The organism is Pseudoalteromonas sp. SWYJZ12 (assembly GCF_015864395.1).
Classification (GTDB): Bacteria; Pseudomonadota; Gammaproteobacteria; order Enterobacterales; family Alteromonadaceae; genus Pseudoalteromonas; species Pseudoalteromonas arctica.
The window spans coordinates 19,581-30,659 of sequence record NZ_JADYXH010000014.1 but is presented as its reverse complement, the minus strand read 5'-3'; the positions used below and the strand labels follow the sequence as shown (position 1 = coordinate 30,659).

The 11,079-nt window shown below is 40.6% G+C and carries 10 protein-coding genes; 7 read left to right on the top strand and 3 right to left on the bottom strand.

Annotated elements, in window-relative coordinates:
• Nucleotides 1-33 precede the first annotated feature (33 nt).
• On the top strand, nt 34-861 hold the full coding sequence (locus tag I6F42_RS14320; protein WP_010554612.1) for an AraC family transcriptional regulator: 828 nt from the start codon (nt 34-36) through the stop codon (nt 859-861).
• Here I6F42_RS14320 and I6F42_RS14315 read toward each other — a convergent pair.
• Complete coding sequence (locus I6F42_RS14315) at nt 858-1,796, bottom strand: permease (RefSeq protein ID WP_197152577.1); 939 nt, start codon at nt 1,794-1,796, stop codon at nt 858-860. The two genes, I6F42_RS14320 and I6F42_RS14315, sit on opposite strands and share 4 nt — an antisense overlap.
• A gap of 208 nt (nt 1,797-2,004) precedes the next feature.
• Here I6F42_RS14315 and I6F42_RS14310 point away from each other — a divergent pair, with 208 nt between their 5' ends.
• Entirely contained in the window at nt 2,005-2,301 is a 297-nt protein-coding gene (locus I6F42_RS14310; protein WP_010554610.1) for a helix-turn-helix transcriptional regulator, read from the top strand.
• Here the strand turns inward: I6F42_RS14310 and I6F42_RS14305 are convergent.
• A complete protein-coding gene (locus I6F42_RS14305) occupies nt 2,298-2,684 on the bottom strand; it encodes a MerR family transcriptional regulator (RefSeq protein WP_010554609.1) in 387 nt (128 codons plus the stop codon). The genes I6F42_RS14310 and I6F42_RS14305 overlap by 4 nt on opposite strands.
• A gap of 97 nt (nt 2,685-2,781) precedes the next feature.
• Here I6F42_RS14305 and I6F42_RS14300 point away from each other — a divergent pair, with 97 nt between their 5' ends.
• From I6F42_RS14300 to I6F42_RS14285, 4 genes are all read left to right on the top strand, one after another.
• Nucleotides 2,782-3,102, top strand: coding sequence for a hypothetical protein (locus I6F42_RS14300; protein ID WP_007378232.1), 321 nt, complete (start codon nt 2,782-2,784; stop codon nt 3,100-3,102).
• A 155-nt stretch (nt 3,103-3,257) separates the two neighbouring features.
• Nucleotides 3,258-4,511, top strand: a complete 1,254-nt coding sequence (locus tag I6F42_RS14295; RefSeq protein ID WP_010554608.1) for a TolC family protein — start codon at nt 3,258-3,260, stop codon at nt 4,509-4,511.
• Nucleotides 4,508-5,755, top strand: coding sequence for an efflux RND transporter periplasmic adaptor subunit (locus I6F42_RS14290; RefSeq protein ID WP_010554607.1), 1,248 nt, complete (start codon nt 4,508-4,510; stop codon nt 5,753-5,755). Before I6F42_RS14295 ends, I6F42_RS14290 begins: the two co-directional genes overlap by 4 nt.
• 8 nt (nt 5,756-5,763) lie before the next feature.
• Nucleotides 5,764-8,910, top strand: coding sequence for an efflux RND transporter permease subunit (locus I6F42_RS14285; protein ID WP_197152576.1), 3,147 nt, complete (start codon nt 5,764-5,766; stop codon nt 8,908-8,910).
• A gap of 86 nt (nt 8,911-8,996) precedes the next feature.
• Here the strand turns inward: I6F42_RS14285 and I6F42_RS14280 are convergent, their stop codons facing one another.
• Entirely contained in the window at nt 8,997-10,232 is a 1,236-nt protein-coding gene (locus I6F42_RS14280) for a TMEM143 family protein (protein ID WP_010554605.1), read from the bottom strand.
• Between the two features lie 195 nt (nt 10,233-10,427).
• Between I6F42_RS14280 and I6F42_RS14275 the strand changes: the two genes are divergently transcribed.
• Nucleotides 10,428-11,012 carry a YqaA family protein gene (locus I6F42_RS14275; RefSeq protein ID WP_010554604.1) on the top strand — a complete coding sequence of 195 codons (585 nt, stop codon included), beginning with the start codon at nt 10,428-10,430 and terminating at the stop codon, nt 11,010-11,012.
• The last annotated feature ends 67 nt before the right edge of the window (nt 11,013-11,079 follow it).

Genomic DNA, 11,079 nt, shown 5'->3' with positions numbered 1-11,079 from the left:
TCTTTTATTTATCCAAAACTATCATTTTAAATTATGCGTAACACTATTGTAGATGTACTCGATATTGGCCCAGAGTGTACAGAACGGTTTATTGATTTAACCACGCTTTCGCAAATGGCAAACCTTGAAATAGAGCTGGCAGGTTGCTCTAATTTATTGGGTGACTATTGTGTTGCACGTACTAACTCGCTTGAACACACTCTTTTTTATACTTTGGGTGGTCAGGGCACGCTTAAAACCGTAAATAACGAATATGCACTGGCTGAAAATAGCTTAGCTATATTGCCTGCACGGCAAAGTTTTGAAGTTAAAATAGCAAGCGAGAAGTGGGATGTAATTTGGCTGAATCTTGCAAACACTAAACGCTGGCAACATTTAAATTTAGCGCAGGCTAAGGTATTAACTAATCAGCAATTAGCGCCATTACATTTAGCTATGGAGCTTTTATATAGCGAAAGTAACGCTACTTTGCGCGAAGGAGTTATGCCTATTTTAAGTCATTATTTAAACATTACGTTGCAAAGCGAGCCGCAAATAGGCGGGCACAACAGATTAACCAGCTTGTTTTTAGAGGTAGAAGAGCGCTTACAGTTTGATTGGACTATAGAGGTCATGTGCGAGCACGTGCATTACTCAGCACCGCATTTACATAGGTTATGCCAAGCGCAATTTGGTAAAAGCCCAATGCAGCAGCTTATTTATTTACGTATTAAACGGGCCAAAAACTTGCTTTTAAATACCCGCTGGCCTGTTGCCCATATTGCCGCTTATGTGGGGTATCCTAATATATTTAATTTTTCAAAACGGTTTAAAAAATCAGTGGGCGTGTCACCCACTGAGTTTAGAAAAATGAGTGTTTAAAAAATAGCTTTGTATAAAAAGCCTGCACCAATAGCCATAGTAATAATGACAAACAAAAAAGCTGCTATCATTTGGTTTTTAAAAATAGATTTAAGCAAAATAACTTCTGTTAAGCTTGCGCCCGCGCTGCCAATTATTAATGCCATTACCGAGCCAAGCGCCATGCCTTTTTTAACCAATGCGGCACTTAGCGGAATAACGGCTTCGGCTCTAATATAAAGTGGAATACCAATAATGGCTGCAATAGGAATGGCGTACCACATACCATCGCCCGCATATTTAGCAATTAGCTCGGTAGGAATAAAGCCATAAATAAACGAGCCTATTGCTACCCCTAGCATTAAGTACGGGAACACCTGTTTAAAATCTTTAAAGGTGGCGCGCCACACTTTAATCCAGCGGTTTGGCTGTGTTTTTTTAGGCTCTAATGCCTTAGGTTCGCTACAGCTCGACTCTGCGCAGCTACTAACGGCCTTAATGCTGTAAGCTTCTGGCTTTACGTACCTTTCAAAGCCTAGTTTTTCAAGGGTATAACCCGCTATAACCGATACCACCAGAGCCACTAAAAAGTAAAATAAAGCGACTTGCCAGCCAAAGGTAATCACAAATAACCCAATGATGACAGGGTTGAGTAGTGGGCTGCCAAATAAAAACACCATCATTGGGCCAAAGCCCGCTCTAGCTATCAGTAATCCCTTTAAAAATGGAATAGTTGAGCACGAACAAAATGGCGTTATGGCACCTAATAAAGCGGCGACAACGTAACCCTTACCATTTTTTGAACTTAAAATTGATTGGATTTTTTCAGGCGTTATAAATAGCTGTAAAACACCTACTAAATAACTAATAACAATAAATAAAATAGTTAATTCTGTGGCTAAAAAGACAAACATGCCTAACGCCTCTTTTGCCATTGCTAGCATTTCATTACTCATTACACACTCCAAAGTACAGATTGATAACTTAATCCATTAAATTATATTTCGAATTTAATGGAATTATATTCTTCATAATAAAAACGTCAATACTTTATTTCTAGAAATGCAGAAGTACTTTTAGTAAATGAAAGGTGTAGCTAATAAAGCTTTATTTAAAGCAGTAACTTGATATTATTTCCAATAACTTAGAAATTACGAGGTTGTAATGGAAATTACAGACGTTGCAAAAGCATTGAAAGAATTAGGTCATCCAACACGCTTAACGATATACAAACGTGTAGTTAAAGCAGGTCACTCTGGTATTAGCGTAGGAAGTATTCAAGAAGAACTAAATATGGCAGGCTCAACACTCTCGCATCATATATCGGGTTTAGTATCTGCAGGGCTAATTAGCCAGCGACGCGAAGGTCGAACACTATATTGCGTAGCGACGTATCAGCGCTTAGATGATGTACTCGCATTTTTGCAAAGCGAATGCTGTATTGATGAACAGAAAAGTTAGCTTTTTAGCTTTTTTATTATATTGCAATTATTAATGCTGTGCTCACTACAGCCATCAAGTAAGTTTGATAGTGAACGTTCGAGTTTTTTTAGCTCTTTTTGTGCGGCACGTACTTTTATTAACTGCTTTTCAATAATACCGTCAACTTCAATACATGACTCATCGCCTTGATTTTGTGCAGCAATTATCACTTTAATATCATCAATCGGTATTTGTAAGTCTCGACAACGGCGAATAAACACAAGTCGTTCAACATCATCTTGAAGGTAAATTCTGTAACCATTATTTGCGCGCTGCGCTGGTGGTGTAAGACCAATTTGCTCGTAATAACGAATTGTTTTTTCGTTTAAATTTACTAATTGCGAAAGTTGTTTAATTTGCATATTGACCTTCCAGTGACTAGAAGGTTTATTATGCTGTTTGTTCCCTTTATGTTCAAGTAACTTGAGGAACTCCTTTTTTGAATTTTGTAGGTAGGTAATGCGCTCAAACCGTTTTTTAATAGTGATATTATTAGTGCTTGTACACAGCTTTATTAGCTGTGATGGCGCTGCGTATCATTTGCAAGAAGACGTTGATCACGTAACCAGTTCGTTATCGCAAGGCGACTCCACAGCCGATGATAACCAAAGCGATAAAACATCAACTACCGAAATTCATGCCCACCAACATTGCCATTGTGGCTACAACAGTACCTCTAGCCATTCAATAAGCCCAGAGCAAAGTAAAGCAACTTCGCCTGCTTGCTATAACGGGTTAAATTACCCGCCAGATGTACCGCCACCCAATTCACTTAGTTAGTTTTTAATTTAATTTTAAATACTTTGTAAAAAGCTGCCTGCGCTTGTGCGCTATTAGGCTAGTTATTTACATATTTAGGTTGCTTGATCGCGCTTGTTTTTAAAATAGGCGTAGTGATTAAGTTAACTCTGTTTGTTAAAAAACGGACACGCTATATGAATAAAAAACCAATTATGCTGGTGGCGCTAATGTGCGCGCTATCTGCTTTTAGTACTTTGGCGAATGTTAAAACATTAACCCTTAAGCAGGCACTGAGTAATACCGAACAACAAAACCCGGTATTAAAACGCTACCCTTATCATCAAAAAATATTGAGTGCGCTTAAATCTCAAGCTGCTCTTTCGCCTAATCCTGTATTGAATGTTGAAGCTGAAAACTTACTGGGTACAAACAAGGCGCGTGGCATTCAAGGCGCTGAAATAACGCTTGGGCTTAGCCAATTAATAGAGCTGGGCGATAAGCGCCAAAGCCGTATTAATTACGCAACCGCCAATATAAAAGCCCAAGCAATACAGTATCAAAATACCCGTTTAGCGTTATTGGCAACCACTGCTGAGCGATACTACCAAGGGCTTAAATTTCAAACATTATTAAGTTTAAACAACGAGCGTAAACAGGTCGTAACCCAAGCACTTAAAGCGATTGAACAAAGAGCTAATGCGGGTGCTGCGTCGCAAGCCGATGTAACGCGCATGCGTTATGCACTTAGCCAAGTAGAGCTTGATAAAGCCATGCTTAATAGTGAATTTGAGCGAGCCAGTTTATCGCTTAACGAGCTGTGGAGTGAGGAGCAACCCTACGATACTTTTGCTGGCAATATTAATGCAATTACTGCGCTTAAATCAGCGCAAGCACTTTTAGATGCGGTTAACCAAGCCCCTGAATTTGCATTATTACAGCAGCAATATTTACAGCAAACAGCTAACTTAACACTGCAAAAAGCAAACGGACAAACCGATATTAATGTAGGGGGAGGCGTGCGCTATAACCAACAAAGCGACTCCAGCTCATTAGTGTTTTCGTTTTCTATGCCACTGCAATTAAGTAATTCAAATAGCGGAAATATTGCAGCTGCAAATAGTCAGCTCATGCTTTTAAATGAGCAGCAAGGGCAATTGCGCATCCAACTACGCCAGCAAGTACGTACTTTGTACGCTTATTATCAAGGTCGAGCTAATCAGGCGAAGCTATTATCTGATCAAATTATTCCTCAGGCACAAACATTGATCGAGCAAAGCTTAAAAAGTTATCAACGCGGACAAATTTCGGTGTTGCAATTGCTTGATGCTCAACAAGCACTTTTTGATTCTAAACGCACACTTATTACAACTCACGCAGAGCTGTACCAAGTGCTACTTACTCTTGAGCGTTTAACAGGCCAATCTTTAATTGAGACTCATCAATCATGAATAAAAATATAATCGCATTACTAGTATCACTTTCGTTTGCCAGCAGCTTTGTAAGCACAGATGTATTTGCCTCTGCTGAGCATGGCGAGTCAGGTCATAAAGAAACAGAACAACACGAGCAAAAGCAAGGTCCACACGGCGGCTTTTTATTAACTGACCATAAATTAACACTTGAGCTTAAATTGCAAGAATTTGCAGGTAATGTTGAGCTACGTGTATACGGCTATAAACAAAATAAGCCAATTAATATAAACGACTTAAACATAACAATGAGTTTAAAACGTTTAGTTGAAGGGTCGCAAAATATACAGTTTACAGCTGAGGGCGACTACCTTGTGAGTACGCAATCAATTAACGAACCGCATTCGTTTGCACTTGCCGTTACTGCTAATTATAAAGGCGAGAGCATTAGCTATGAGTACGATCAACACGAAGGGCAAACCACGCTAACAGAGCGAGCTATTGAGCGCGCAGGTATTAAAACCGAGATAGCGCAAAGTGGTGAAGTGGATATTACCGATACGCTTTTTGGCGTTATTGCACCAACGCAGCACGGCACGGTAGAAGTAATGGCGCCGTATACAGGATTGATCAGCGATATTTTTGTAAGCATTGGTCAAAACGTTAAAAAAGGCGAAGTACTTGCCAGCGTAACCAACCGTGAAACACTGCAAAATTACCCCATTAAAAGTCCAATTAGCGGTGTTGTAACCGAGCAATACTTAAAGCGTGGCGAGCTTGCAAGCACCAGCGCACTGATGCAGGTAGTTAACCTTGATAAAGTATGGGTTGAGTTATCGGCTTTTCCTGAAAACATTGAAAAACTAGCCATTGGTCAAAGCGCTAAAGTGTACGACCTACATCACCATTTAAATACGCAAGGCAAAGTGTTTTTTATAGCTCCAATGATGACTGGCGGGCACATAGCGCGTGCCCGTATAGAGCTTAATAACCCAGACGGGCATTGGCGCCCAGGCATGCATATAAATAGCGATGTAAGTGTGGCTAAAATAAATGCCAGCGTGCGTGTAAAGCCACAAGCAATTCAAGAATTTAACGGTCAACCCAGTGTGTTTGTTCGTAAAAATAATGTATTTGAAGTGCGCCCCGTTACCTTAGGTGCAAAAAATAGCGAGTGGGTAGAAGTACTTACAGGCTTAAACGCAGGTAGCGAATACGTAACAGACAATAGTTATGTCATTAAAGCTGATATTTTAAAAAGCGGCGCAAGCCACGCTCACTAGGAGGCACCATGATTAATTGGATAGTTTCTTTTGCGGTTAAACGCCGCATGCTGGTGCTTGCGCTTACATTTTTATTTGCTGGATTTGGTGTATACAACATTCAAAATTTAGCGGTAGACGCAGTACCCGATATAACCAACGTACAAGTGCAAATTAATACCAAAGCGCAGGGTTTTACGCCATTAGAGGTAGAGCAACGCATTACTTATTTGGTAGAAACCGCCATGGCGGGCATACCTAAGCTTGATTACACCCGTTCGCTTTCGCGTTATGGGCTTTCGCAAGTAACGGTTATTTTTAATGAAGGCACCGATATTTATTGGGCGCGTCAGCAAATTGGTGAGCGTATTCAAAGTATTCGCTCCGACTTACCTAATAACGTAGAGCCAAACTTGGGTCCTATTGCCAGTGGTTTAGGCGAAATATTTACTTATAGTGTGCACGCCGCGCCTAATGCGTTAAAAGAAGATGGCACTGCTTACAACGCCGAAGACTTACGCACTTTGCAAGATTGGGTTATTCGTCCGCAGCTTTTAAAAGTAAAAGGCGTTACCGAAATAAACAGCCAAGGTGGTTTTGAGCGCCAATACCAAGTAGCGCCAGTGCCCGAAAAACTCATTGCCTATAAGCTTACTATTAGCGATGTAATTAGTGCACTTGAGGTTAATAACAGTAACCGAGGCGCAGGTTATATTGAGCGCTTTGACGGGCAATATTTAGTACGCTCGCCTGGGCAGCTTAAAACGCTAGAAGACATAGCCAATACCGTTATAGCTAAGCGCGACGATGCACCTGTACGCATTAAAGATGTGGCTAACGTGCTTTTAGGCAAAGAGCTTAGAACCGGCGCGGCCACTTATAACGGCGAAGAAACCGTGCTCGGCACCGCCATGATGCTAATTGGCGAAAACAGCCGCGTAGTGGCAAAAGCTATGGCTGATAAGTTAATTGATGTGCAAAAAAGCTTACCCGCTGGCGTTATTGTTGAGGCAGTTTACGACCGTACTACTCTTGTTGATAAAACCATAGCAACCGTGCAAACCAACTTATTTGAAGGTGCCATTTTAGTGATAGTAATTTTGCTATTACTGCTGGGTAATGTAACGGGCGCGCTTATTACGGCAATGGTTATTCCGTTGAGTATGTTGTTTGCCGTTACAGGTATGGTAGGTAATCGCGTATCGGGTAACCTAATGAGCCTAGGCGCAATCGACTTTGGTTTAATTGTTGATGGTGCTGTAATTGTAGTTGAAAACTGCCTGCGCCAACTCGGTGTAGCTCAGCATAAACATGGCAGGCTACTTACTTTAAACGAGCGTTTAAATGTAGTGACCGCAGCCACCAAAGAAGTATTTACACCGGCTGTGTTTGGCATTGTTATTATTATGCTGGTTTACTTACCTTTATTTGCACTAAGCGGCGTTGAAGGCAAAATGTTTCAGCCAATGGCATTTACTGTAGTTGCGGCGTTAATTGGCGCGCTTATATTTGGCGTTACCTTTGTACCTGCTGCTATTGCAGTGTTTGTTCGCGGTAAGGTTGATGAAACCGAAAATGCAGTCATGCGCGGCGTTAAAAAAGTGTATAAGCCATTACTTGGTATATCGCTTAAATTACCGTGGTTGATGGTGGGTATTGCCACGGCATTAGTATTGGTGCTTGGTTTTAAAGTTAAAAACATGGGCGCAGAATTTTTACCGAAACTTGATGAAGGCGATATTGCCATGCACGCGCTGCGCATTACTGGCACCGGTATTGAGCAATCTGTGCAAATGCAAAAAGAGCTTGAGCAAGCCATATTAGATCAGCCTGAAGTTGCTAACGTATTTTCAAAAATTGGTACTGCCGATGTAGCAAGCGATCCTATGCCGCCCAATGTTGCCGATACTTTTTTAATACTCAAACCGCAAGATGAGTGGCCTAATCCAGCACTCACTAAAGCAGAGTTGGTTCAACAAATTCGTACCCGTGTTAACGATGTCCCTGGTAATAATTACGAATTTACACAACCAATAGAAATGCGCTTTAACGAGTTAATTGCTGGCGTGCGCGCCGATGTGGCACTGCGTATTTATGGTGACGACTTAAGCGTACTTAAAGAGTTTGGCGAAAAAGCCACAGGGCTAATGCGTAATATTGCAGGCGCTACCGATGTACGTTTGGAGCAAATGGAAGGATTGCCAACACTCTCGGTAACACCAATGCGCGACCATATGGCGTTATTGGGTTTAAGCGTAAACGATATTCAACAAACACTTGCCGCCGCTGTTGGTGGTGTGCAAACCGGACTAATTTACGAAGGCGATAAACGTTTTTCGTTATTAGTGCGCCTTGATAAACGTTGGTCTAGCGATGTATCAGCACTTGCTCGTTTGCCAGTTGCTTTACCTAAAGATAGTAACCCAGAACTTGCATTTGTACCGCTTGGCGAAGTAGCAACAATCAGCATTGAAAAAGGGCCTAATCAAATAAACCGCGAAAGTGGTAAGCGCAATGTAGTAGTAACTGCCAATGTAGAGGGGCGCGATTTAGCAAGCTTTGTAAGTGATGCGCAAGCGAGCATGAATGAATCACTTAACTTACCAAGTGGCTATTGGCTTGAATACGGAGGCACGTTTGAGCAGCTACAATCGGCAAGTAAGCGATTATCATTAGTTGTGCCGGTCACTTTATTGCTTATATTTGGCTTACTGTATAGCGCCTTTGGATCGCTTCGCGATTCATTGATTATATTTAGTGGTGTGCCACTGGCATTAACGGGTGGTGTGCTTGCGTTATTGCTGCGCGATATGCCGCTTTCAATATCAGCAGGTGTTGGCTTTATTGCCCTAAGTGGTGTAGCGGTATTAAACGGCGTAGTTATGCTGTCGTTTATAAAGCAGTTACGAAGCGATGGTTTAAGTTTGTTTGATGCAATTCACAGTGGTGCACTACAGCGCCTGCGCCCAGTACTGATGACAGCGCTGGTGGCAAGTTTAGGCTTTATACCTATGGCGCTTAATTCGGGAACAGGTTCTGAAATGCAAAAACCTCTCGCGACAGTAGTGGTTGGCGGGATTATTTCATCAACTCTACTGACACTATTAATATTGCCCGCGCTTTATAAGTTAGTACATTCTAAATTTACTAAAAAAGCAGAAGCTGAATTAGCTTAAATATTAGCTATTGATAATGTAATAAAAAAAGCAGCTGTACTTACAGCTGCTTTTTTATTTGGGTATTATTTAGCAAAAATACTACATTAATTATATTGAAACAGATTATCCCAACGCTCATCTAATATCGTTTTTGCGTGTTCTAAATTTATTGCGCTATACACATCACTAGTGCACGTTACCAAACGCATACGTACCAGCTTTTCAAGTGCGTCGCTAATTTCAAAATCAAGATCGCACTGGTATTTGCTTTTAAACCAATGCTCTATTTGTTCATCAAGCGTTTGGGCGGTTAAGCCGCTTTCTGATTTTAGTAAAAAGGTATACGCAAGCAGCGCTTCTTTTATGTCTTCTTCTTCGGCAGCGTCAATAAGCGTGTGAAAAACACCCGCGTTATTATCAAGGTTTTTAAAGTAGAGGTTATCGCTAAGCGCTTTCATAAATTTAATTTTACGGTTTTTAAACTTACTCCATTCTTTAAAAATAAAGCTGCCAAATACTCCCATGCCAATAGCAAAGGTAATAAAATGTTGTTGGGTCATTTCTACAGCTTCACTTCTAAAACCACCCCAAAAAGCAAACAGAGCAAGCAATAATACGATTGATGCGCCAAGTTTAGTTATAAGTACCACTGCACCGCCAACTAAAGCCGATGAGCCAATAATTGCTTTATCAATAGGGCGCATGCGTACTTCGCTATTAGGAAATAGCATTTCGAGATCGGCCTTTGGCACATTTTGAAACAGCTTTACTATGGTTGAGCTTGGCTCAAATCCCATTGGCGTTTTATTTTTAGCTTCAAAATAAGCGCTATCTTTAAAGCGAATAAACACGGCAACACGGTCGTAATTAGTAAAGTGCAGCGGCTTTTTACGCAAGCCCCAAAAGCTGGTAATAGTTTCAGTGAGTTGCGACTCGCCACGGCGATAAAATACCACTTCTTCAAAGTCGTCAAATTCAACTTCAAGGCGCACCTTAAATAATGACTCTTCATTTAATGCATCTTGTAAGTCTTCATTGGTGATCACTTCAAAATTAGCGGCATTAAGCACCTTAGCAAAATCTTTAGCAAACTCATGTTGGCACTGCGCTTTTTGATCCGCCGATACTGGCGCTAACGATCGCGTGTCACTGTTGGGATCAAAAGGGGCGTAGTTGTTTTTAAGTGACTCAAGTGTTGAGTGGTAATCGTAATGAATAAGGCTTGCTAGTAAATCGCAAAATTGTTTAAACGATGTTTTTTGTGTACTGCTTTTAAGCTCTTCGCTACACATATCAACAATATCTTGCTTTCTAAAGGGAATAAAACGCGCACTTTGCATAAATTAATAACTACTGTGATAGGGAATCTAACTGCATGGGCACATAATAAAATATTCTTATGGATATTACTAATTTGTTAATGCAGTAGGACCTGATAAATTTAGTACACTGTTTTCAGCGTGTATTAACCTAAATGTGTAATTATTGGCTTATTGAATACTCTTGTTCTTACTGATAAGTGAAAAGGATTTACTATGGCCATTCAAAAAAAGCTAAAAGAAAAAACGCGTAATTTTATTGACTCTAAGCATATGCTTAGCGGTATTACAGTGGCGTCGTTTTTAGAGTCAACCATAGTTCCTATTCCACTTGAAGCAGTGCTTGTGCCTCTTATGCAGGCTCGTCGAGAAAAGCTATGGCTTATAGCATTAATGGCGACCTTGGGCTGCATAGTGGGCGCATTGTTTGGTTATGCGTTGGGTTATTATTTATTTGATGCGGTTGGCGATTGGATTATTAATACGTTTTCGAGCCCTGAGCAATTTGAAAACGTTAAACAGCAAATGCAAGATCAAGGTTTTTGGTTTGTAATAACACTAGGCATAGTGCCTATTCCGTTTCAAATAGCGATGCTTGCTGCAGGCGCGACTAAGTACTCTATTTGGCTATTTTTATTGGCCTCAGGTATTGCGCGTTCTATTCGTTACTTTGGTTTGGCTATTATTGTTTATTATGCAGGTAATGAAGCTGAGCGAATCATTAGTAAACACAAAACTAAGGCAATGGTTTTAATAACGTTACTTGTGTTAGGAGTTTGGGGATTAAGCTTGGTGATTTAAGCTCATTATTAAAGGTTATTAACCACCTTATTCTAATAAGCCTTTTTGGTAATGTGCTATAGTTTTT

Excerpts from the sequence above, each read along its gene's own strand:
- I6F42_RS14320 (WP_010554612.1), top strand. The coding sequence starts at position 34 with ATGCGTAACACTATTGTAGATGTACTCGATATTGGCCCAGAGTGTACA.
- I6F42_RS14315 (WP_197152577.1), bottom strand. The coding sequence starts at position 1,796 with ATGAGTAATGAAATGCTAGCAATGGCAAAAGAGGCGTTAGGCATGTTT.
- I6F42_RS14310 (WP_010554610.1), top strand. The coding sequence starts at position 2,005 with ATGGAAATTACAGACGTTGCAAAAGCATTGAAAGAATTAGGTCATCCA.
- I6F42_RS14305 (WP_010554609.1), bottom strand. The coding sequence starts at position 2,684 with ATGCAAATTAAACAACTTTCGCAATTAGTAAATTTAAACGAAAAAACA.
- I6F42_RS14300 (WP_007378232.1), top strand. The coding sequence starts at position 2,782 with ATGCGCTCAAACCGTTTTTTAATAGTGATATTATTAGTGCTTGTACAC.
- I6F42_RS14295 (WP_010554608.1), top strand. The coding sequence starts at position 3,258 with ATGAATAAAAAACCAATTATGCTGGTGGCGCTAATGTGCGCGCTATCT.
- I6F42_RS14290 (WP_010554607.1), top strand. The coding sequence starts at position 4,508 with ATGAATAAAAATATAATCGCATTACTAGTATCACTTTCGTTTGCCAGC.
- I6F42_RS14285 (WP_197152576.1), top strand. The coding sequence starts at position 5,764 with ATGATTAATTGGATAGTTTCTTTTGCGGTTAAACGCCGCATGCTGGTG.
- I6F42_RS14280 (WP_010554605.1), bottom strand. The coding sequence starts at position 10,232 with ATGCAAAGTGCGCGTTTTATTCCCTTTAGAAAGCAAGATATTGTTGAT.
- I6F42_RS14275 (WP_010554604.1), top strand. The coding sequence starts at position 10,428 with ATGGCCATTCAAAAAAAGCTAAAAGAAAAAACGCGTAATTTTATTGAC.